The 24,192-nt window shown below is 41.5% G+C and carries 10 protein-coding genes and 1 pseudogene; 9 read left to right on the forward strand and 2 right to left on the reverse strand.

Translation table 11 applies throughout. The annotated features are described in order from the left end of the window. Positions 1 to 342: 342 nt before the first annotated feature. Positions 343 to 825, forward strand: coding sequence for a hypothetical protein (locus H6G08_RS26870; RefSeq protein ID WP_190548649.1), 483 nt, complete (start codon positions 343 to 345; stop codon positions 823 to 825). Positions 826 to 1,114: 289 nt separating this feature from the next. Here the strand turns inward: H6G08_RS26870 and H6G08_RS26875 are convergent, their stop codons facing one another. Then, on the reverse strand, positions 1,115 to 3,256 hold the full coding sequence (locus H6G08_RS26875; RefSeq protein ID WP_190548651.1) for a lipoxygenase family protein: 2,142 nt from the start codon (positions 3,254 to 3,256) through the stop codon (positions 1,115 to 1,117). Between the two features lie 806 nt (positions 3,257 to 4,062). On the opposite strand from H6G08_RS26875, the gene H6G08_RS26880 reads away from it, so the two are divergent. From H6G08_RS26880 to H6G08_RS26910, 7 genes and pseudogenes are all read left to right on the forward strand, one after another. After that, positions 4,063 to 5,430 carry a hypothetical protein gene (locus tag H6G08_RS26880; RefSeq protein WP_190548653.1) on the forward strand — a complete coding sequence of 456 codons (1,368 nt, stop codon included), beginning with the start codon at positions 4,063 to 4,065 and terminating at the stop codon, positions 5,428 to 5,430. A gap of 98 nt (positions 5,431 to 5,528) precedes the next feature. Continuing rightward, positions 5,529 to 7,229, forward strand: a complete 1,701-nt coding sequence (locus tag H6G08_RS26885; RefSeq protein ID WP_190548655.1) for a hypothetical protein — start codon at positions 5,529 to 5,531, stop codon at positions 7,227 to 7,229. A 147-nt stretch (positions 7,230 to 7,376) separates the two neighbouring features. Next, on the forward strand, positions 7,377 to 12,266 hold the full coding sequence (locus tag H6G08_RS26890; protein ID WP_190548657.1) for a DUF5711 family protein: 4,890 nt from the start codon (positions 7,377 to 7,379) through the stop codon (positions 12,264 to 12,266). 23 nt (positions 12,267 to 12,289) lie between these two features. Then, the gene (locus H6G08_RS26895; protein ID WP_190548658.1) at positions 12,290 to 18,214 is read left to right on the forward strand and encodes an nSTAND1 domain-containing NTPase; all 5,925 of its coding nucleotides are present in this window, start codon (positions 12,290 to 12,292) and stop codon (positions 18,212 to 18,214) included. Between the two features lie 384 nt (positions 18,215 to 18,598). Next, positions 18,599 to 19,990 (forward strand): annotated as a pseudogene (locus H6G08_RS26900) (cytochrome c oxidase subunit I); the annotation flags it as partial. 363 nt (positions 19,991 to 20,353) lie between these two features. After that, positions 20,354 to 20,956, forward strand: coding sequence for a cytochrome c oxidase subunit 3 (locus tag H6G08_RS26905; protein ID WP_190548659.1), 603 nt, complete (start codon positions 20,354 to 20,356; stop codon positions 20,954 to 20,956). 484 nt (positions 20,957 to 21,440) lie between these two features. Beyond that, positions 21,441 to 22,214, forward strand: a complete 774-nt coding sequence (locus tag H6G08_RS26910; protein WP_190548660.1) for a PEP-CTERM sorting domain-containing protein — start codon at positions 21,441 to 21,443, stop codon at positions 22,212 to 22,214. An 81-nt stretch (positions 22,215 to 22,295) separates the two neighbouring features. On the opposite strand, the gene H6G08_RS26915 is transcribed toward H6G08_RS26910, so the two are convergent. Next, the gene (locus tag H6G08_RS26915; RefSeq protein WP_190548661.1) at positions 22,296 to 22,925 is read right to left on the reverse strand and encodes a class I SAM-dependent methyltransferase; all 630 of its coding nucleotides are present in this window, start codon (positions 22,923 to 22,925) and stop codon (positions 22,296 to 22,298) included. A 94-nt stretch (positions 22,926 to 23,019) separates the two neighbouring features. Here H6G08_RS26915 and hemH point away from each other — a divergent pair, with 94 nt between their 5' ends. Further along, positions 23,020 to 24,183, forward strand: a complete 1,164-nt coding sequence (gene hemH, locus H6G08_RS26920) for a ferrochelatase (RefSeq protein ID WP_190548662.1) — start codon at positions 23,020 to 23,022, stop codon at positions 24,181 to 24,183. The last annotated feature ends 9 nt before the right edge of the window (positions 24,184 to 24,192 follow it).

Genomic DNA, 24,192 nt, shown 5'->3' on the forward strand with positions numbered 1-24,192 from the left:
TCGATGAGGCACACAGCCAGGGGCAAATCTGCTGTAGCCATTTAAAATATATCTAGTAGATCTAGATTCTCATCTACTGGCAATGCCAAAAGTAAAAAGATATTGAGTTTTTAATTAATGTATCAATTTTTGTTCCGAGCCTGTGATTTCATAATAAATTAGATTGTTAATGTCATAAATAGCTCAGTTTAAACGCAAAATCTCGTCAAGAGCTTACTTTTTTATAAGCCATCTCTATCTCAAGTGCTGACCAAACTAATAATTTTCTGTATAAAAAGTAACAAAAATATCCAATTGTCAATTGATTGTAGTGGTATCAAACCTAGAGACTGACTCAAATTTATGCAAGAAACAGTAGCTCAACCAATTCAGGAATCCCTGAGAAACCTTCCAGTTCTCTACAAACAGGATGAATCCCAAATAATCCAGCATAATCCTATTCAACAAGCTATACAGCTATGGGCGAATATCTCCGATCGCAAGACTGTAGAAGTTTATCAACAGGCGGCTGGTAAAACTTGGGATCTGTTAAAGCAAGCTTTGGCAGTTATTTTCTTTTTATGCCAATTACTGATTGCCCTGATTATCTGGATATCGGGTTTTTGTTTTCAAATGGGTCAAATTTTTCGCAATAAGCTGGAAGTTGAACAACCGACTCTCGAGCAAACCATATCTACTTTGTTCCAATTTCTTCTATGGCCTCTTGCTCGTACATACGATTGGGCGGACTCATTCGTGAAAAAATATTTAGGATGGGATAATCCTATCTCCACAACATCTTCTGCAATCAAGCCAAAACAGACAACTACCTCTGGTGACACATAAGGGACTTCCAACAAAAAAAATATCCCATCGCTGCGTAGGCAGGGGGGCAGAGGGCAGGGGGGCAGGGGGCAGGGAGCAGGGGGAGGAATAAAAATATTATCTGAATAAAGGGACTGCACCTTTAGGTGCTTCGCATTCATGAGAGCAGTTCCGTGGGCGGGTTTCCCGACTTGAGGAAACTGCCCGTCCCACCCCTGAAGGACGTAACAGATTGAAAATCCAAAAAATTTTCAATCTGTTACTGGTGGGCTTTCTGCTCCAATACTTGTAAGCAGTTCAATATGCCTACTTAGATATTGATACTTTGAGGAATCTTAGAAGGTAGCAAATACTCATAAGCTAATAATCTTTCGCTACTTTGATTACGTTGCCGAATTTGTTGCTCAATATCTTTGAGTTCCTTCTGGAAATTGTTCAAAGCATCTTGTACTCGTGGCGAAGAGTGAAAATCAGAGTTAGTGTAATCGCCTAACTTCGTGTAGTAAACAGAGCCAAGTAAATACAGTAAATTAATCTGGTCTGTAGCTCTATCTAGTGGTGGTAAACCATCTATAAAATTTTCTTGCTGATTGGGATCTGTTGGTGCAGGAATATAACGTGCTAAAGGAAATGCTGGCGGATAGAGCATTAAACCACGTTGGGCAAAGTTAACAGCAGCATGTTGAGCGCTAGCAGTAAAAATAACTGTTGAAACAGCCTCAATTAAATAATTGAGCGTCTTAATTCTACCTTGAGCATCCTCACCGAAATTCTTGAGGCGGCCTCCTGTTGGAGAAACTAATTGCGAAGCCCATTTCTGTAAATCTTGATCGTTCTCAACGGAAGAATCTGTACTGTAGTAAGAGCTTAAATAACCCTTCACCCAATTATGGATAGCATTCCAAATCAGCATTCCGTCATCTCTGTAAGGATAAATAGGTAGTTGACTCGGATCGTTAACACCTCGATGTTCTAGAGTCTTGGGAAATGCAACTTCATTAAAGTTCAATAGGCAAATCTGCGCTCCTTTGACAGCTAGCTGGTGATCAGAGTTAATATTACTAGCTAGCAACTTATCTACAGAACCCTTTGGTGCTACTAAAGATTGATGAGCGCCATAATTGATTAATACCGTACCTTCTAGATGCGGTTTCAACAGTTTTCTGAGATTGTGATCCTTAGGCAAATGATTAGTTGCAACGACAAAAGGCTCAATAAATAAGTGAGTTTGGCCTAAGTGGCTATAAACCTCATGGTAGTTGCTATCTGCCATTTGTAAAATGCTCTTAGCACTCATCCAGGTTCCTGTATGTAGTGGTGTAAATACAGCCTGTTGAATCTTGATTGCAACTGGTATCAAAGAGCGAGAGGAACTACCAACCGGTGGAACTGCAAATAGTCCTAAGGGAGCATAAATATATTTTTGGTCTCTGGGGAAATTCCCATTTGCCATACCCTCTAATAGAGAATAGTCTGCTAAGTAAATTCGGCCTTCTTGCAGCGCTACATCTAGAGAATCGGCTTTACCAATGATTTTAGCGGTAATTTGTTGGTATTGTTCGCCAGTGATGGGCAAACGTGGATCTGCTGTTTTGATTTGCTTGAGCATGACTGGATTTGGCCCAGCCACCTGCATATAGGCAAAAACTATATCCTGTTGGAATTTTGCAGAAATCTCTGGTTTGGTTATCAGTCGAAATAGGTTATCGTAATCCTCAAGGGTATGTGAATAATTATCTCCCACAGAACCAAAGTTAACATTTGCCGCATCTTCAGCATTCTCAGTAGCTTGCATATCAGCAAGTTCTAATAACTGAGCGTTATATCTGATGATATTTTTCAGATTAGCGATCGCAATTTGTTCGCTAGAATCCAAATCGAAGGAAATATTATCTGGATTCTCTTCTAAATGTTCAGCAATCTGAGCATCAATTTTTTGGAACTCGTCTTCAAATGAAAATTGAGTATTACTATCTGTTGCGTTAGCATCATTGTGACTGCGATACTCATCAATTTGTTCATTAATTGAGAGATGCTCGTTAACTTCTTTGAGAGTTGATACTAGCTGAAAAGCAATATCATTGACATTTTCTGTCGTTTTAACTTCGTTTATCTGCTGCTCAATTGTTTCTAAAGAATTAAGTTTATCGCTTAAAAAGATGCTATCGCTGTCTACATCATCTGTACTAAACGAGACATTACCACCACTAGCTTTAGAAGTGTTATTGATATTATAAACACTTATTGCCTTTAATACTAAAAGTAGCCACTCCCGGCTAGGAAGCTCATCTTTTGGCAATCTAGGTAAATTGATTAATGGCATTTTCGGCACATCTGTCATCGCCAAAGGGTTTAGATAGTTGTAGTTGTATTCATATCTATCACCTTGAGTCAAGATATAACGATCTACAAGCTTATACAAAAGTAAAAGCAAATCTTGTTGATTCAGCATATTTTTCTCCTTTAGCTATCAATTGTCATGGATGGTTGAGCATTGAGCAGAATTAATTTTGACAAGGATAGAAGTAATTAATTAAGACTAAGTATGCAGATGTAAATAAATATAATATGCTGTGTTCCCAGCATATAGTTTTTCCTCAAGGAGACGCTACACGTAGTGTCTTGTAGAGAGTAACCTACTTCTTACCTGAGAGAAATTGTTCGCGTAGCACGATAGCAGAAGAGTAGCAATCCCAGCTTTTACAATTGCCTTGTTGTTTCTCCATCCTGCCGGAATTCAGCTACTTTATGACGACTTATATTTAATTATGTCTACTTACTTAGAGGGTGCAATTATTTTTTAACCTTGTCACACGAAAACGCATTAACTGTACTTTTATATACTCAATGCGGCTGGGGTTTGATGTTATTTAATTATGTCTTAAGAATAACATTGTGTACAGAATATATTATAAAAATAATTAATAATAACGAAATATTGCAATATATCATCCAAGCGCTGTATTGACAAAATGTACTCAATTTGTGTTTAACGCAAAAATCTGATTTTATCGTTGATTTTATTTTTTAGAAGTAAAATTTTTAGAAGTAAAATGTCAATAAGCTAACTTTATTGAGACTAAAGGCGGTTTTTGAGATTAATACATTCTTATCATTGCCGTATTTTTTGTATAAAAACATACAAAAAATACGGCATTTTGTAGATTATTTTTCTCTTTCCGGATTTAAGAAAAGTTGTATTATCCTCATAAGTGAAGTATGGTTTATTACTAAGATTTTATGTATAAGGGCTAACCTATGGCGCTTGAAAAAGTACGTGGTACTTCTTTGGAATACTATCTAATTTCTTTTGATGAGAAAGGCCACGAACGTCCAGAAAATGGCAAGTTAACTAGTCAACAAGTCTTAGATGTTTTAACTAGTCAGCCGATTACAGATGTTTTCTTGATGAGTCATGGATGGCAAGGAGACATTCCGGCTGCCAAAGACCAATACCAACGCTGGATTGCAGCTATGGCAGATAACCAAGCTGACATTCAAAAAATGCAACAGCTACAACCTGGGTTTAGTCCATTACTTATTGGGTTGCATTGGCCAAGTAAGCCTTGGGGAAATGAAAACTTAAACGCTCAAATTCCCTCTTTTGACACAGCAGACTCTCAATTGAATGATTTGATTGATGATTATGCTCGTCAAGTTTCAGACACAGAAGCTAGTAGAGAAGCACTCAGAACAATTTTTAGTGCGGCTATTGAATATGACACGCCACCAGAAAACTTACCACCAGAAGTTGCCGCAGCTTATCAGGTATTGCTTGTGGAAGCATCCTCATACAATCAAAGTGAAGATACTTCCGAATGGAACGACACCGAACCCTTAAATTTTGATCCGGAAACTGTATATCAAGCCAGCTTAGAAGAAAATACCGAAGAAATCAGCTTTGGCATAGGCGATTCCATCGCATCAGCTTGGGATAAGTTTTTGAATGTACCCAGATTGTTATCTTTCTGGAAAATGAAAGACCTGGCGCGTAAAATTGGTCAAACTAGTGGCTTTAACTTATTGACCAAACTACAACAAGTCGCAGACGATCGCGTCCGATTCCACCTCATGGGTCATAGCTTTGGGACTATTTTTGTATCGGCAACAGTTGCAGGTACAAAAGATAATAATAGACTTGTGCGCCCAGTGAATTCTCTAGCCTTAATTCAGGGAGCTGTATCGCTTTGGTCTTATACTGGCAAGGTTCCCTACAGACAAAATCTGGCTGGTTATTTTCACCCCATCATTAGCGATCGCAAAGTGTCCGGGCCAATTATCACAACTCAATCTCGCTATGACAATGCCGTCAGGGTAGCTTATCCTGTAGCTGGAACAATGGGATTAGGAATCGGCCAAGATATCCATTTTGATGTCTCTAAACCAAGTTATCCAGGTGTCGGTGGCATAGGTTTCTATGGAATTCAAGGGGAAGATTTAGATATTACGGATATCGATATGCTCAACCCCAACAAATCCTATGATTTTAAACCAGGTAAAATTTACAACTTAGAAAGCAGCAATTATATTACTGTTCCCAATCCCGATCCTTTTGTCGGCGCACACAACGCGATTGATAATCCTGCTGTCGCTCATGCTGTTTGGTCTGCTGCCCTCGTTAATTAGCAGTTACAAGTTCTTAGCATCATTCTCAATCACCGTAGGGTAAGCACTGCCCTCTTAATACAAGACATATCTGGCACAAACATCAGGAGACAAAGAGCATGAGTGTAGAACAGCTTACAGAAGAACTATATTTCAATGGCATTGATGGCGCTTCCGGAGGTTATTTGTTACCTCCTTTAACGCCGGAACAAGTTGCGAGAATTGCTCAAGGCGAAGACTTCGACCCAATAGAAATTAGCGAACTCAAGAAAAAGGATCTCCATGTCAAAGGTCTAGAACCAGACTTTGCCCCGATAGAAGGAGTAGATCCGAAAAATTTGGCTGAAACAGGTTGGGGAGTTATTTTTGCCTATAATGCCGATCCCGCTATTAAAGAAGCGCTCAAGGAACTGCTAGAGCATCGCCAAAGACAAGCAACCAAAAATTACGACCATTATTATCAGGAATATACTGGCCCTAGAGGTTATCGTCCTGGTGAGTCAAAGAATGCATTTTTAGCGCGTCATGGAGTTGGGCCTGGCCCAGCAGATCCAGAAAAAATGCCTTATTATCTGCTGATTGTTGGCGATCCAGAAACAATTCCCTATCGCTTTCAGTACCAACTTGATGTGCAGTATGCAGTTGGTCGGATTTACTTTGATACCCCCGAAGAGTATGCCCAATATGCTCGCAGCGTTGTACAAGCTGAAAGTCCAGGGTTTTCACTTCCTCGGCGGGCTAGCTTCTTTGGTGTCCAAACCAGTGGTGATGCAGCTACACAATTAAGTGCGAAGAACTTAATTCAACCTCTTGCTGAATGGATGGTTGGAGAGCAAAAAGATTGGAAAGTCGAAACTATCCTGGCACAAGAAGCCACCAAAGCCAGACTCAAGAAACTCTTAGGCGGTGAAGACACACCTGCATTGTTATTCACTGGTAGTCATGGTATGGGTTTTCCCAATGGGGATGAACGACAATTACGCCATCAAGGTGCCCTACTGTGCCAAGACTGGCCAGGCCCTATACAATGGCGCGGTAAGCCGATACCAGAAGACTTTTACTTTTCAGCAGATGATGTTGGCGCTGATGCGCGGTTGTTAGGCTTAATTGCGTTTCACTTTGCTTGTTACGGTGCGGGTACGCCCAAACTAGATGAATTTGCCCATCAAAAAGGCTCTAATGAAAGAGCCACTATTGCTCCCCATGCATTTATTGCACCTTTACCGCGACGGTTACTTAGCCATCCCAACGGCGGAGCCTTAGCTGTAATTGGTCATGTGGAAAGAGCTTGGGGTTGTTCGTTTGTTTGGGAGAAAACAGGTAAGCAGTTAGCAGTATTTGAAAGTACTTTAAAGCGGCTGTTAGAGGGTCATCCTGTAGGGTCTGCGGTTGAGTATTTCAATGAACGGTATGCCGAGCTGTCTTCTGATTTGAGTACTGAACTCGAAGAAATCAAATTTGGCGCGACAGCCAATCCAGTCAGCTTGGCAGGAATGTGGACAGCAAACAACGATGCTCGTAGTTATGCCATTGTCGGCGATCCTGCAGTGCGGTTGGTAGTGAGCGATCGCCAAAATGCTTCAGAGCGACAAACCATAGAGTCAGTGAAATTACCTGCTGCAATTGCTGCACCAAATACCTCTACCTCTAATGGCACTGGTGATACATCAGCAATTAAAAAGGCGCAGACAGATTTAAATCAAGCCCTAGAACAGTTTATTCAAAATGTCGATCAAGCTTCTGCAACTCGCACAGAAAAGCTTGAGGCGGCGATTTCTGGAGTGATGAGTTTATTAGAGGCGTTGAAAAAGCTGAAATAACCATAGGTGCGTAGTAGCAAAAGCTACTACGCACTTTCTTGATAATCAGGTACGCGGGTAGGGGCAGCAGAACAGTGCCCTTACCAAAAATCTGCTGTACATCGTATATAACTCGTCGTAGACAGGGTCTTTATTAGCTAAAAAATTATGAAAACATTCGAGATAAACATCCAGCGCAAATCAGCAAATCACTGGCCGATTGTTGTAGAACATAGTCGCCCTGGTGAACTGCTCTCATCGCGTTCGGAAGGAATTCTCGAACTAACATCAGCAGACTTAGAAAAACTCACCAGCTTATTGGGACAGCCCAAAGACTACGGTACATTTTTAGGGAAAGCACTATTTAAAGAAGAAATTAGAGATGCTTTTGTCAGCGCCTTGCGGGACTCAGACACCATAGTCAGGGTATTGTTATTTATTGAAGCTGAAGACAAAGAAATCAGAACCCTGCGTTGGGAAAGACTCTGCGCCAACATCGATGACGGATGGCATTTATTAAGCCTAGAACAGCGCACACCATATTCACTTTATATCCCTGCGATTACAGACCGTCGATTTCCCCCCATTGGCAGGAGAGATTTACGCGCCTTAATCTTAGTAGCCAGTCCACAGGAAATAGAAAGGTATAAATTAGACTCATTTGATGTAGAAGCAGCAGTTTCAGGTGTGCGGCAAGCATTAGGTAAAATCCCCTGTGATGTCTTAGCTACAGTCGAAGGTGCAATTGGCAAACCGACTATTGATGAGTTGTGTAAACACTTAACAGATAGAACAAAGCAGTATACTTTGCTGCACTTCGTCAGTCATAGTCGCGTGATTCAGGATAGCGGCGAAACAGTTCTCTACTGGGCAACATCAGAGAATAAAGTAGACCCAGTTACAGGAACGCGCTTAATTGAGAGATTGCGATCGCTCTCAGCCAGTAAGGGGCTACCACATTTGACCTTTCTTTCGACTTGCGAAAGTGCTAGCCCAGAAGCAGAAGCGGCATTGGGGGGTTTAGGGCAAAGATTAGTCCGGGATTTGGGAATGCCGGCAGTGATTGCGATGACGGAGAAAGTCACTGTTAAAACAGCTTTGGCATTAGGGGCAAAATTTTATGAGCAGTTGGGTAAATCTGGGGAAGTAGATTTAGCACTGCAAGAAGCAGCCGCATCTCTAGCAGAACGGCAAGATATTACTGTCCCTGCTTTGTTTAGCCGCTTGGGTGGGCGACCTTTATTTAGCGACCAACTGGACAGAGAACTCACTAACGCCGAAATTCAGCATGGTTTAGAGCAATTTGAGAAGTTATTGTTAGAACGCGCCCCTGCACTCCGCCAGAGATTCTCAGAGCAAGCCCAGAAACTATACACCTGTTTAGGGACAGAGATTACAGCCTTAAGCAAACAAGCCCGTTATGAACGAGAGCTAGCATTAGCAGAGATAAATACTCTCTGTGAGGAAATAGTAGACCTCAGTTTTAACGCCCTAGCTTTAGGACAAGAACCACCTGCTTATGATGCTCGTTGTCCCTTCCTGGGTTTGTATCCTTTCCGCGAGTCCAACCGCGAATTTTTCTTTGGGCGAGAAAAATTAATTGCTCAATTGCAACAAAAGCTGAGAGAGCATAACTTCTTAGCTGTGTTAGGTGCTTCTGGGAGTGGGAAATCATCAGTGGTGTTAGCTGGGCTAATTCCGGCGCTACAGGAGAAAGAACCTAATTTAGTGGTGTCATATATGACACCGAATAATAATCCACTCGCACAACTACAAGCTACTCTTGCTGGGGTAGAAAAAGAAATACATTCCATTGTGGATAGCGAATGGGCACCAAAGCCAGAACTCGTCACTAACTCAGCAGGTAGTTATTTACCTTTAACCAGAGAGTGGAATGTCGCCGCAACTATTAACAAAACGCCTATTTTAGTAATTGACCAGTTTGAGGAAGTATTTACTCTTTGCGCTGATGAAAACGAACGTCTAGCCTTTATTGAGCAAGTTTTAAACTTAACCCAGCAACAGAAAGTTGTGATTACCATGCGGGCAGACTTTTGGGGTGAATGCGCTCCCTACCGCGAATTAAAAGAATTGATGGAAGCGCGACAAAAGTTAATTGGGCCAATGGACAATGCTGAGTTGCGAAAAGCGATGGAAATGCAAGCCGCCAAAGTGGGTTTACGCTTTGAAGCCGGATTAAGTAACTCAATTTTGGATGAAGTAAAAGACGAACCAGGGGCAATGCCATTATTGCAACATGCGCTGCTAGAGTTGTGGAAGCGACGACATGGTAGATGGTTGCAAGCCAAGGAATATGAAGCTATTGGTGGTGTGAAAATGGCGATCGCGCAAACTGCCGATGATGTTTACAATACATTATCACCCCCAGAACAAGAGCAAGTTAAAAATATTTTCATTCGTTTAACCCGCTTAGATGACAGCGCCCTCCAGGGAGAGAAACGCAGAGATACACGCCGACGAGTTTGGTTAGATGAATTAGTACCTGCGGGTGGAACAGTTGCACTAATTAAGGAATTAGTCAATAGGTTAGCAGGAGAAGGTGCTAGATTGGTAGTTACCAGCGTAGACGGCTCGACAAAGCGAGAAGAAGTAGAAGTAGCCCATGAAGCTTTAATTCGCTACTGGCCGAGGTTGCTCAATTGGTTAGATGAAAATCGGACGAATTTGCAGCTACGAGAAACCATCCGTCAGGCGGCTTTGGATTGGGAAAAGCAGGAAAAAGATGATAATTATTTAGTGCATCGTGGTGGGAGATTAGATGACGCTTATGCCTTAGCCAAGCAAGCTGGTTTTCTCAACCAACTTGAGGCTAATTACATAACTACTTGTGTAGAATTGCGCCTGCGTCAAGAACAAGAAAAAGAAGCGCATCGCCGTCGAGAAATTAGAACAGCTTGGGGAGTTGCGATCGGAGCAGTTTTTGCGGTGATTGTTAGTGGTACTTTTGGAGTAGTAGCTTGGTATCAAAAGCAAACAGCAGAAGCACAAAAACACGAAGCGGAAACACAAAAGCAAAGAGCTGAAATAACTAAAGCTGAGGCCATCAGCCAATCTTCTTTAGCACTCTTTGATTCTCACCAAGAGTTGGATGCACTTAGAGAAGGAATTCAGGCTGGAAAAATACTGAAAGATCTCAAAATCCCCCAGTCCCTAACCCACTCCCTAGCTATAGGCGCTTTGCAGAAAGCAGTTTATGGAGTGAATGAACAAAATAATCTTGAGCATGAGGATTTAGTCAATAGTGTAGACTATAGCCCCGATGGTAAAACCATTGCTACTTTGAGTAATGATAGTACTGTGAAACTTTGGGATTCAAAGGGCAAACTACTGCAAGTTTTCAAACATGATCATGAGGTTAACAGCGTAGCCTTCAGTCCTGACGGTAAAACTATTGCTAGTGCTAGTAATGACAAAACTGTAAAACTCTGGGATTTTAACGGCAAGCTTATTCAAACCTACCCTCATCAACAAGTTGTCACCAGTGTAGCCTTTCGTCCTTGTGGTAAAAGTATAGCTACTGCAAATAGCGATGGTACCATCAACCTTTGGAATTCAAAAGGCAAGCTCATCCAAACTTTTAAAGCACATGACAAAGAGGTCAAAAGCATAGTCTTTAGTCCAACTGATGACACCATTGCTACTGCTAGTAATGAAAAAACCGTGAAACTTTGGGATTTAAGCGGTAAACTCATCCAAACCTTCAAACACGATGATGAGGTTAAAAGCGTAGCTTTCAGTCCCGACGGTCAAACTATTGCTACTGCTAGTAATGACAAAACAGTGAAACTTTGGGATTTAAACGGCAAGCTCATCCAAACCTTCAAACATGATGATATAGTCAACAGCGTGGTATTTAGTCCCGACGGTCAAACCATCGCTTCTGGTAGTAGTGACAGTACAGTAAAACTTTGGGATATCAAAAGCAAAGCACCAAAACCACTACAAACTTTTCAAGGACATCAAAATTTAGTCACAAGCGTGGTATTTAGTCCAGATGGTCAAACTATTGCTTCTGCTAGTTGGGATAAAACAGTGAGACTTTGGCATGTCAAAAGCCCACAACCGCAAACCTTGAAACATCAACAAAATATCAACAGTGTGGTATTCAGTCCCAATGGTAAAACCATTGCTACTGCTAGTAAGGACAAAACCGTGAAACTTTGGGATTTAAACGGCAAGCCACTAAAAACTTTTCCCGATCAAGATGAAGTCAACAGCGTAGTCTTTAGCCCAGACGGTCAAAACATCGCTACTGTCAACAATGATTACAGTATAAAAGTTTGGAATTTAAGCAGCAGTCAAGAATTGCCAATCTTTAAAAAACAAGAGAACTTGTTCGATAGCATGATCTTTAGCCCAGAAGGTCAAACCATCGCTACTGTTAGTGGTAATATTTTGAAACTTTGGGATTTAAAAGGCAATCAACTACCAAATTTTATAGAACATGAAAATGCCATCAAAAGTGTGGTCTTTAGTCCTGACGGTCAAACCATTGCTTTTGCTAGTCAAGACAAAAATGTGACACTTTGGGATTTTAAAAAGAATAAACAGCGAACCATCAAAACAGACCAGCAAAAGGTCACAATCGTGGTATTTAGCCCAGATGGTAAAACTATCGCTACTGCAAGCCCTGAAAGTAAAGGTACCGTCAAACTGTGGGATGTAATCAGCAGCAAACAAGTGAGGAAATTTCAACATCAGGAAGGTGTAAAAGGCGTAGCCTTTAGTCCAGACGGCCAAACTATCGCTACAGCAGGTTATGGCGATATCAAGTCTAAACACAGTAGCTTGAAACTTTGGGATTTGAACGGCAAGTTACTGCAAACATGGAAATATGATGCTGTTATCAATAATGTAGTATTTAGTCCTGACGGCAAAACCATTGCTTTTGCTAGTGAAAATACCGTGATTTTATGGGATTGGAATCTAGATTCTTTGATGGTGAGTGCTTGCAATTGGGCGCGAGATTATCTTCACAATAGCGCGGAGGTAGAAGAGAGCGATAGGCATATATGCGATGATATTGGCAAAAATTAATAATTTTCATCATATATGCACTTATGAACACATTCGAGATAAACATCCAGCGCAAATCAGCAAATCACTGGCCGATTGTTGTAGAACATAGTCGCCCTGGTGAACTGCTCTCATCGCGTTCGGAAGGAATTCTCGAACTCACATCTACTGATTTTCAGCAACTAACTAGTTTATTAGGACAGCCCAAAGACTACGGTACATTTTTAGGGAAAGCACTATTTAAAGAAGAAATCAGAGACGCTTTTGTCAGCGCTTTGCGGGATTCCGATGCCATAGTCAGGGTATTGTTATTTATTGAAGCTGAAGACAAAGAAATCAGAACCCTGCGTTGGGAAAGACTCTGCGCCAACATCGATGACGGATGGCATTTATTAAGCCTAGAACAGCGCACACCATATTCACTTTATATCCCCGCGATTACAGACCGTCGATTTCCCCCCATTGGTAGGAGAGATTTACGCGCCTTAATCTTAGTAGCTAGCCCACAGGAAATAGAACGGTATAAATTAGACTCATTTGATGTAGAAGCCGCAGTCTCAGGTGTGCGGCAAGCATTAGGTAAAATCCCCTGTGATGTCTTAGCTACAGTCGAAGGTGCAATTGGCAAACCGACTATTGATGAGTTGTGTAAATACTTAACAGATAGAACAAAGCAGTATACTTTGCTGCACTTCGTCAGTCATAGTCGCGTGATTCAGGATAGCGGCGAAACAGTTCTCTACTGGGCAACATCAGAGAATAAAGTAGACCCAGTTACAGGAACGCGCTTAATTGAGAGATTGCGATCGCTCTCAGCCAGTAAGGGGCTACCACATTTGACCTTTCTTTCGACTTGCGAAAGTGCTAGCCCAGAAGCAGAAGCGGCATTGGGGGGTTTAGGACAAAGATTAGTCCGGGATTTGGGAATGCCGGCGGTGATTGCGATGACGGAGAAAGTCACAGTCAAAACCGCTTTGGTATTGGGGGCAAAATTTTACGAGCAGTTGAGTAAATCAGGGGAAGTAGATTTAGCACTGCAAGAAGCAGCCGCATCCTTAGCAGAGCGGCAAGATATTACTGTCCCTGCTCTGTTTAGCCGCTTGGGTGGGCGACCTTTGTTTAGCGACCAACTTGACCGCAAATTAACTAACAGCGAAATTAAATATGGTTTAGAGCAGTTGCAAGTATTGTTTCAAGAGCGATCGCCTATACTGTTACCAAAGCTGGAAGTCCGAGTCGAAAAGTTGACAAATCTGCTGCATATAGATTTAGCAGCTTTGAGCAAAGAAGCCCGAAAAGAGCGAGAACAGGCACTAGAAGATGTAAACAATCTCTCTATTGCTGTGCTTGATATCAGTTTTAACGCCGTCGCCTTGGGTCAGGAACCACCAATTTACGATGCTCGCTGTCCTTTTTTGGGCTTATATCCCTTCCGCGTCGAAAATCAGAAATTTTTCTTTGGTAGAGAAAAATTAGTTGCACAATTACAACAAAAGCTAGAAAAAGACAATTTTTTAGCTGTGTTTGGGGCTTCTGGTAGTGGTAAATCATCCTTGGTACTAGCAGGGCTAATTCCAGCGCTGAAGGAAAAACAGTCGGATTTGCAAATGGCATACATGACACCCAACTGTAACCCCATTGAGCAAATGCAAGCCAGTTTCTTAGAGGTGCAAAATCAAGCTGCAATTTTAGTGATCGACCAATTTGAAGAACTGTTCACCCTCTGTACTGACAATCAGCGCCGACAAGAATTTATCGATAAATTGCTGTTTACTATCCAGCAGCAAAAAGTTGTGGTTACCATGCGAGCAGACTTTTGGGGTGAATGTGCGTCCTATCCCCAACTGAAGCAGTTAATGCAATCGCGCCAAGAATTGATCGGCCCAATGGATACTGCCGAACTACGGAAGGCGATGGAAATGCAAGCTGCGCAAGTAGGGTTACGCTTTGAAGCCGACTTGAGTAATCAGATTTTGGATGATGTGCAAGGTGAACCAGGGGCGATGCCATTATTGCAACATGCACTGCTAGAGTTGTGGAAACGGCGACATGGCAGATGGTTAAGGACAATGGAGTATGAAGCCATTGGTGGTGTGAAAATAGCGATCGCGCAAACTGCTGATGCTGTTTACGATCAATGTGAACCACAACAAAAAGAACAAATCAAGAATATCTTTATTCGCTTAACTCGCTTAGATGATTCAGCCCCAACCGGAGAGAAACGCCGCGACACCCGCCGCCGAGTTTGGTTAGAAGAATTAATTCCTACTGTGAATGATGAGGCGCTGATTCAACAGCTGGTTAAGAAACTAGCAGGTGAAGGCGCTCGCCTCGTAGTTACTAGTGTAGATTCAGCCACACAACGAGAAGAGGTAGAAGTCGCCCATGAAGCCTTAATTCGTTACTGGCCGAGGTTGCTAAATTGGTTAGATGAAAACCGTTCTCTACTGCTACTGCGCGAAAAGATTCGTCAAGAAGCTTTAGAATGGGAAAACAATCAAAAAGAAGAAAGCTATTTAGTACATCGCGGGGAACGCTTAAAAAACGCCCAAGAATTACTTAAATCCAATTTTTTCAACGTCTTAGAAACTAATTATGTCCAAAGTTGCCTAGAATTGCGCGATCGCCAACAGCAAGAACAAGAAGCCCGTCGTCGTCGCGACATTCAAATTAAATGGACAATCTTCACAGGAGCAGTTGCGATCTTCTTGACTACTAGTTTAGGGCTAATAGCTGTGAAGAAAGGGTATGAAGCTGAATTAAGTAAAGCCGATTCTCTGCGTCAAAGTTCCTTGTCATTGTCTAGATCTGCCAAAGATTTAGAAGCACTCACCAATGCAATTAAGTCGGCAAAAATTATCCAAGATACGAAATTTTTGTCAAAAGTTAGCAGCTTAATTATTAAAAATCAAGACCAAATTAACTCTTTGGCTCAGGTAATTGCAGTGTTACAGCGAGCTATAGATGGAGTAAAAGCACGCAATTACTTAAATGGACATAGTTCTACGCCTACAACAGTGGTCTTTAGCCCCAATGGTAAAATGATTGCCACAGTTAGTAAAGATAAAACTCTCAAACTTTGGGATTTGCAAGGTCAAGAATTAACAAAATCTCGGCTCAAATATTATGTAGGGGTAACTCAGGTAGCCTTCAGCCCTGATAGCCAAACTCTAGCCACAGTTATTCACAACAAAACCGTTCAACTTTGGGATTTACAAGCCAATCATCAGTTAGGAACTCTGCTCAAACATGATGCAGCCGTTACAAGTTTAGCATTCAGCCCCGATGGTAATACTCTTGCTACAGCAAGTTTGGATCGTAGGGTGATTCTCTGGAATTTACAAGGCTATGAACTACCAACACGCTTCCATCAAGAGGATGCGGCAATTACAAGTTTAGTCTTCAGTCCCGATGGTAAGACTATTGCCACAGCAACAAAGAATCACACAGTCAAATTTTGGGATTTACAGGGTAAGGAACTGGCAAAAACCTCCTTTGCAGATAAATCTGGAGAAACTAATTTAGTCTTCAGTCCCGATCGCCAAACTATTGCTACTGTAACAAAAGATAATACCATTTTGCTTTGGGATTTACAGGATAAAGAACTGACAAAAGCCTTAGCAACTAATCAATTCACTATTCAAGAGTCGCAGATTCAAGATAATATTTTTACAATTAAAAATATCAACCCAAATCAACAGCAAAAACAACCCTTCAAGCATAAGTCAAAAATCACCACTCTAGCTTTTAGTGCCGACTGTCAAACTATCGCCACAGGTAGTGAAGATAATAGCGTCATCCTTTGGGATTTAAATGGTAATCAACTGCAAACTTTTAAAGGACATGAGGGTGATATCACCAGCCTAGCCTTTAGTCCTGACGGTAGTGGCCTCGTTTCTGCTAGTAAGGATAATAATATCATTCTCTGGAATTTAGGAGGCAAACTCCTACAAACCTGGACAGGACATCAAGCTGGAGTTACCAGTATTGCTATTAGCCCTGACGGTAAAAATATTGCCTCTGCTAGTAAAGATAATACAGTCAAACTATGGAATTTAGGAGGTAAATTACTACGCACTTTTAACGAACATAAATCTGCTGTCACCAGTGTAGCTTTTAGTGCTGATGGTAATACAATTGCCTCTACTAGTGAAGATAAAACTGTAAAAATTTGGGATTTAAAAACTAATTCCCCATCCAACGTAACTATCCCCGGAGAACAAGCAGGATTTACTAGTGTAGTTTTTTCTCCCCATAATCTTTCACAAAAAACTAACTGTCAGTTCCTCGCTGCTGCAACTAAAGACAATCTCATTCAACTTTGGGATTTAAGGGAAAATAAGCCGCATATTTGGGATATAGGACAGAAGCAACCGCAAATATTGAGAGGACATAAATATGCAGTTACTAGTCTAGCTTTTAGTCCAGATTGTCAAACTTTAGCATCTGCAAGTGTTGACAAGAGTATCATTTTATGGAGTTTGAATGGTAAGCAACTGCAAACATTCAAAGGGCATGAGGCTGCTATTACCAGCATCGCCTTTAGCCCCGACAGTCAAAAATTGGCTTCTGGTAGTGACGATAAAACTATTATTATCTGGGATTTAAAGGGCAATCAATTGCATAAATTTAAAGGTCATGAGGCTGGTATTACCAGTGTTGCCTTCAGTCCCCATAGTGATAATCTAGCTTCTGCAAGTCTAGATCGTACTATCATCATTTGGGATTTAAATGGTAAGAAATTGCAAACTTTGAGAGGACATCAAGCTGCTGTCACTAGTGTTGCTTTTAGCAACGATGGTAAAACTATAGTATCAGCAAGTGAAGACAATACCATTAAACTTTGGAATTTAAAAGGTAAGCATATTCTCGAAGGACATCGGGATACTGTATATGCAGTTAAGTTTAGCCCGGATGGTAAAACTCTCGCATCAGCAAGTGAAGACAATACCATTAAACTTTGGAATTTACAGAGTAGAGAACTAGCTACTATCAAAAATGGTGAGGCAGAAATTATAGATATAGTATTCAGCCATGATAGTAAAAATCTAGCTGCTGTGAATGAAAACAAAACCATCACACTTTGGGATTTAAAAGGTAAGGAATTAGCTAATTTCAAAAGACATCAAGCAGAAATTACAACTATAATATTCAGTCATAACGATAAAATCCTCGCTTCTGGTAGTAAAGATAAGACCATCAAACTGTGGAATTTACAAGGTAAGGAACTAGCTACTTTCAAAGGACATCAAGCAGAAATTACAACTATAGTCTTCAGCCATAACGATAAAATTCTCGCTTCTGGTAGTAAAGATAAGACCATCAAACTGTGGAATTTACAAGGTAAGAAACTAGCTACCTTCAAAGGACATCAAGCAGAAATTACAACTATAGTCTTGAGTCCTAATGGTAAAATTATCGCTTCTGGTAGTAAAGATAAGACTATCAAACTGTGGAATTTACAAGGTAAGGAACTAGCTACTTTCAAAGGACATCAAGCAGGAATTAAAGATATAGTTTTTAGCCAAGATAGCCAAAATCTGGTTTCTATGAGTGCAGACTGGGCAATAATTTTATGGGATTTACAAGGGAAGCAACTCCACACCTTCAAAGTAAATGAGAATCAGTTGGCAAAAATAGTTGTCAGCCCAAATAGTAAAACTATTGCTTTTCTCAGCGAAGATAAGACAATTAAACTCTGGGATTTTCAGGGTAATCTTAAACGAACTTTGATAGGACACGAGGCTGGGATAAAAACTATGGCTTTTAGCCCCGATGGCGATACCCTGGCTTCTGGTAGCGCTGACAATAACATAATTTTGTGGGATATTAATGATTTAGATATAGATGCACTTTTAGATGATTTGATAGTGACTGCTTGCAATTCGGTTAGAGATTATCTGCACTATAACCAACAGGTAGAAAAGAGCGATCGCAATATGTGTGATGATATGGGCACATCAAAGTAGGCGTTGCATATTTGCGTGATGATTTGGTAATGCATCTGATTGCGCTCCGCATATTCTTGTCTACGTTGCCAAGATATTAGATTTTTAACTATCAAATCTAGGACTTACGCACCGAACACAAAAACCCTCACAAGGGTGGTCAAAAGTCAAAAGTCAATGGTCAAAAGTCAGGTTCTTTTGTGAACAACCCATATATAGCAACCCTAAATGAATTATAAATACTTATCTTCCTTGTCCCCCTTGTCCTCCTTGTCTCCCTTGTCCTTTTTGTTTGCATCTCAAATAGGATTGCTATAGTGGGGCTTCTGTCCTGAATAATTATGTTTCTTCCAAGAGTGGATGCTCCCTGTCTTGCAAGATCTGTGGCTGTCCCTTGTACGCTCATCTCTTGTTGGATTTGCTAACTATTTAGTGCCTCTGATGATTGGGGCACGAGACATGGCCTTTCCCCGCCTAAATGCCGTTGCCTTTTGGATGGTGCCAGTAGTCGGCATTCTCTTAATGGCTAGTTTCTTCGTTCCCGGCGGCCCCGCCCAAGCAGGTTGGTGGGCTTATCCACCAGTCAGTCTGCAAAACCCCACAGGCCATTTAATTAACGGTCAAGTCATCTGGTTATTAGCAGTTGCCATATCCGGCGTTTCCTCGATTATGGGGGCAGTTAACTTTGTCACCACCATCGTCAAAATGCGGGCCCCAGGCATGACCTTTTTCCGGATGCCCCTCTTCGTTTGGGCAGTATTAAGCGCCCAAATCATCCAACTTTTTGGTCTACCTGCTTTGACTGCCGGTGCAGTCATGCTACTACTTGACCTCACTGCTGGTACAGCCTTTTTTGACCCCAGCAAAGGTGGGAATCCAGTCATGTTCCAGCATTACTTCTGGTTCTACTCCCACCCAGCCGTATATGTGATTATTCTGCCTATCTTTGGTATTTTCTCGGAAATCTTCCCCGTATATAGCCGTAAACCTTTATTCGGTTACAAAGTAGTTGCAGTTTCCTCCCTCTTAATTGCCGTAGTTAGTGCCATTGTTTGGGTACACCATTTATATGTCAGTGGCACACCTGCTTGGATGCGGATGCTATTCATGTTGACGACAATGTTAGTATCAGTACCCACTGGTATCAAAGTCTTTGCTTGGGTAGCAACCATTTGGGGTGGTAAATTGCGACTTACCACACCCATGCTATTTGCCCTTGGCGGATTAATTTTGTTCGTCTTCGCCGGTATCGTTGGCATTATGCTTTCCTCCGTACCTGTAGACGTACATGTAAACAACACCTATTTTGTTGTCGGTCACTTCCACTATGTACTCTTCGGTACCGTGACAATGGGCTTGTATGCAGCCTTCTATCACTGGTTCCCCAAAATGACCGGTCGGATGTATTACGAAAGCTGGGGTAAATTGCACTTCTGGTTAACATTCATCGGCGTGAACCTCAACTTTTTACCCATGCACCCCTTAGGATTGCAAGGGATGTTACGTCGGGTTTCCTCCTACGCCCCAGAATATGAATTTTGGAACATCATCGCTAGCCTTGGTTCCTTCCTCTTAGGTATGTCTACATTGCCCTTCATCTTCAACATGATAGTTTCTTGGATGCATGGGCCGAAAGCACTCAGCAATCCCTGGCGGGCGATTGGGTTGGAATGGTTAGTTTCTTCACCACCCCCAGTAGAAAACTTTGAAGAAATCCCCATCGTTATTAGCGAACCCTACGGCTACGGTAAGTCTGAACCCTTAACTCTTCAGGCTCATCAACAATCCCAGTCATAAGTAATGCAATAGGGGCTAGGGCGTGTTTGCAAACTCCAAAAGTAGGTTGTGGAAAGTAGGCGCAACCCAACGAAGTTACGTAAATGTTGGGTTTCGTTCCTCAACCCAACCTACTAGCTAGCTCTGTTTCCTAGCCCCTAACCCCTAAATTGCCGCAGTCTGTAAGTTGACATACCTCCTCGTCCTGAAGGAGCGAGGATTCCTTGACACTTCGCTGGGTTGCGCCACAGGTGGTCTTACCATCCCTCCATGTCCGTTTAAAGTCTCCCAATGCCCTATGGCGACTATACATATTTTACCAGAAAGCCCTCGTAGAACGACGGGGCTTGTATCCCATTTTTTTGGTCAAGGAGAATTTAACCAATGGATAGTTATATTACCACTGAGGAGTTGCATCACCTAGATGGTGAGCATACTCACGATGAAGAAGGCAATAAAATGTTTGGCTTTATTGTCTTCTTAATCTCAGAAAGCGTCATTTTCTTGAGTTTTTTCGCTGGCTATATCGTTTACAAAATCACAACGCCTAATTGGTTACCAGCTGGGGTTTCTGGTTTAGAAATTAAAGACCCAGCAATCAATACAATTATTCTGGTTTCTAGTAGCTTTGTGATTTACCTGGCAGAACGCGCCCTACAACGCCATGATTTATTAAAATTTCGTCTGTTTCTCGCAGCCACAATGGCTATGGGTAGCTACTTTTTGCTAGGACAGGCGATTGAATGGCACGGACTCGCCTTTGGCTTTACTTCCGGAACGTTTGGTGGCATGTTCTATCTCCTAACAGGCTTCCACGGTTTGCACGTATTCACCGGTATTTTATTGCAGCTAATCATTTTGATTCGCTCTTTTCTTCCTGGTAATTACGACAACGGCCACTTTGGTGTAAATGCAACTTCACTGTTTTGGCACTTTGTCGATGTTATCTGGATTGTTTTGTTCATTCTGATCTATATCTGGCAATAAGCTTTACGCTGTCTACGATCCAAGTCTTTCCCCTAAATCACTCCTCTGAGCTTAACTGCGTAGAGGAGTATTTTTTACCTTATTTTAACCAGCAAATAACCTTCATATAACTAATTAATACGTGCTAAACATAATTTAAAATTGTCTAAAAATAAAAAAATACTGTGTGTTTTTTTGATAAAGAAATTGTATAGACACAGTTTTATTGTTGTTAAACAAACGTACTTATCTATAAAATGATGTAAAGATACAGGGCTACCTGACCGAAATATTACTTAAATTCATGAGATTCAGGTGAAACTAATTTCTTGGATTTATCTCAAAAATCTCATCTACTTCACGACTTGCATCAAGATTTTCTCAGCCGTGATTTTTTGTGTAAGAAAAATTTCTTACCACAGAATTGACAATGTATTTTCAGGTTACATATCAGCAGAATTCTCATTTCTGTTGTCAACATTTAGCAATTTGGAGAAATGAATTAATGATGAAACCCACTGTATTACTACAAGCTTTGGGTGTAAGTATCATGGCGATGTTCGCTGCATCTTCTGCCAATGCTGCTACCATCACCTTAACAGGCACAATTCGCGACTTTAACGATACCCATCCAGACTTTGAAAAATTAATTAAGAGCGATAAAGGTATTGTGCAATCAATACTAGGTGCAGACGGTAAGCCAGTATATGCAGGCCAAGCAGGTAACCCAACAACTAGCGGTCAAGAAAACTTTGACCAATGGTATCGAGATGTTTCAGGTGTGAATCAAAGTAAACAGTATAGTATTACCTTAGACGATACTGGCAATCCTCCTGGTATTTACTCGTATACTAACAACAATTTCTTCCCCATTGATGGTGAGCTATGGGGCAACCAAGGACGTAAGCACAACTATCACTTTACTTACGAAATCGCTTCTAAGTTTACTTATCAACCTGGACAAATCTTTACATTTAGTGGAGATGACGATCTGTGGGTTTTCATTGATAAGAAACTAGCCATAGATCTCGGTGGCGTTCACCAAATACAGACAGGAAGCGTAAATCTTGATACTCTAGGTCTGATTGCTGGGAAAACTTATGATTTCAATCTCTTCTTTGCAGAACGACACACAAATAAATCTAATTTTTCAATTAGTACATCGATCGCTCTAGAACCGCCATCGGTTCCCGAACCTCTAACTATTGGTAGTACTATAGTTGCAGCTGGTTTGGGTTTGTGGATGAAGCGCAAGCAAAAAGCTGCGCACCCAGCATAGTTGCGTAGTTGTTCTCATTTTCGTCAACAATTTTAATCTAATGCCCTTGGGGAGAACACAAGGGCATTAAATTTTTTAGGTTCATGATGGTTTTTGTGCTTGAATTACCTGTAAACTGCCACCTGCATATAACTTGGGTTCAGGGACTGTAAACCCGATTTCTGCTAATAAGCTGGGTAAATCAGTTTTTAATAACTGCCAAGCTGTCTCGGTTTCAAACAACAACAAAAATAGTGATAACCCAGGCCAAAATAGAGGATTAGTGGGAGCATGAAAATCTACTAAGGTAAATATACCCCCTGGTTTAAGTACTCGATAAACTTCCCTCAAAATATTGCGTAATTGCTCGCTTTCCATCTCATGTAGCGCCACACTCGTATGCACTACATCAAACTCACCATCTGTAAAGGGCATGTTTTCGGCAAAAGCTTCTACATAAACAGCACTAGGTACATTTTGCCGGGCCCGATTTAAAGATAAGGGAGAGGCATCTAATCCTGTTACATTTTGTGAAGATTTCACTAAAAATTGCGTCGCTTGACCGCTACCACAACATAAATCTAAAATTTGCGTCTGTGAGTTGATTGTTAACCCTTGCAAAGCTAATTGGCGAAACCGAGTTTCACCGCCTATACTTAACGCCGCTAAACGAGAAATGCCATCATATAGCCATTGATAGCGGTAACTCCATTCCCTTAAAATTGTTGCCATGACATCATTGCGTCCTGTTAACCTTTATATTTAATAAAGATATATTGTTAACATTAGTAAAAAAAACTGAAAAGGTTGGGGGAAAATAACTGCTATGGGTCGTGTAGGCGTCTTATTACTCAATCTCGGCGGGCCAGATAAGCTAGAAGATGTAGGGCCATTTTTATTTAACCTGTTTTCCGATCCGGAAATTATTCGCCTACCCTTTCGTTGGCTGCAAAAACCCCTAGCTTGGTTCATTGCTTCCCGGCGGACAAAGACATCGCAAGAAAACTACAAGCATATCGGGGGTGGTTCGCCACTGCGCCGGATTACAGAAGCCCAAGGCGAAGCGCTCAAAGAACAACTGAAAGATTTGGGGCAAGAAGCTAATATCTATGTGGGAATGCGTTATTGGCATCCCTATACCGAAGAAGCGATCGCGCTTTTAACTCAAGATAAAATTGAACAGTTGGTAATTTTACCTCTGTATCCCCAATTTTCCATTAGTACCAGTGGTTCTAGCTTCCGACTATTAGAAAGACTTTGGCAAGAAAATCCCAAACTTCAGCCTGCTGAATACACTGTCATTCCTTCTTGGTATAAACAAAGTAATTATCTCCAAGCAATGGCACAACTCATTGCGCAAGAACTAGATCAATTTCCTAACCCTGATGAAGTTCACATCTTCTTCAGCGCTCATGGCGTACCGAAAAGCTATGTTGAAGAAGCAGGCGATCCTTATCAGCAAGAAATTGAGGAATGTACAGTTCTGATTATGCGTACCCTCAACCGTCCTAATGCGCACACCTTGGCTTATCAAAGTCGTGTCGGCCCGGTAGAGTGGTTGCAGCCATACACAGAAGATGCATTGAAAGAATTAGGAGCCAAAGGCGTTCAGGATATAGTTGTCGTACCTATCAGTTTTGTTTCAGAGCATATTGAGACATTACAAGAAATCGACATTGAATATCGGGAAATTGCTGAAGAAGCGGGAATTCACAACTTCCGCCGCGCACCTGCTCCTAATACCCATCCCGTATTTATTAGAGCCTTGGCAGATTTGGTGATTGATTCCTTGCAGAAACCCAGTCTCAAGCTGTCCCAAGTCACTCAAATGAAGAAAAAGGTGAAAATGTATCCCCAAGAGCGTTGGGAATGGGGTATCACCACCAGCGCCGAAGTCTGGAATGGCCGGATTGCCATGCTCGGATTTATTGCCTTAATTATCGAGCTTGTTACTGGGCGCGGACTACTGCACATGATTGGACTGTTATAACTCCTAAGC

The organism is Calothrix anomala FACHB-343, from assembly GCF_014696435.1.
Classification (GTDB): domain Bacteria; phylum Cyanobacteriota; class Cyanobacteriia; order Cyanobacteriales; family Nostocaceae; genus Aulosira; species Aulosira anomala_A.

Excerpts from the sequence above, each read along its gene's own strand:
- H6G08_RS26905 (WP_190548659.1), top strand. The coding sequence starts at position 20,354 with ATGGATAGTTATATTACCACTGAGGAGTTGCATCACCTAGATGGTGAG.
- H6G08_RS26870 (WP_190548649.1), top strand. The coding sequence starts at position 343 with ATGCAAGAAACAGTAGCTCAACCAATTCAGGAATCCCTGAGAAACCTT.
- H6G08_RS26880 (WP_190548653.1), top strand. The coding sequence starts at position 4,063 with ATGGCGCTTGAAAAAGTACGTGGTACTTCTTTGGAATACTATCTAATT.
- H6G08_RS26875 (WP_190548651.1), bottom strand. The coding sequence starts at position 3,256 with ATGCTGAATCAACAAGATTTGCTTTTACTTTTGTATAAGCTTGTAGAT.
- hemH (WP_190548662.1), top strand. The coding sequence starts at position 23,020 with ATGGGTCGTGTAGGCGTCTTATTACTCAATCTCGGCGGGCCAGATAAG.
- H6G08_RS26890 (WP_190548657.1), top strand. The coding sequence starts at position 7,377 with ATGAAAACATTCGAGATAAACATCCAGCGCAAATCAGCAAATCACTGG.
- H6G08_RS26910 (WP_190548660.1), top strand. The coding sequence starts at position 21,441 with ATGATGAAACCCACTGTATTACTACAAGCTTTGGGTGTAAGTATCATG.
- H6G08_RS26915 (WP_190548661.1), bottom strand. The coding sequence starts at position 22,925 with ATGGCAACAATTTTAAGGGAATGGAGTTACCGCTATCAATGGCTATAT.
- H6G08_RS26885 (WP_190548655.1), top strand. The coding sequence starts at position 5,529 with ATGAGTGTAGAACAGCTTACAGAAGAACTATATTTCAATGGCATTGAT.
- H6G08_RS26895 (WP_190548658.1), top strand. The coding sequence starts at position 12,290 with ATGAACACATTCGAGATAAACATCCAGCGCAAATCAGCAAATCACTGG.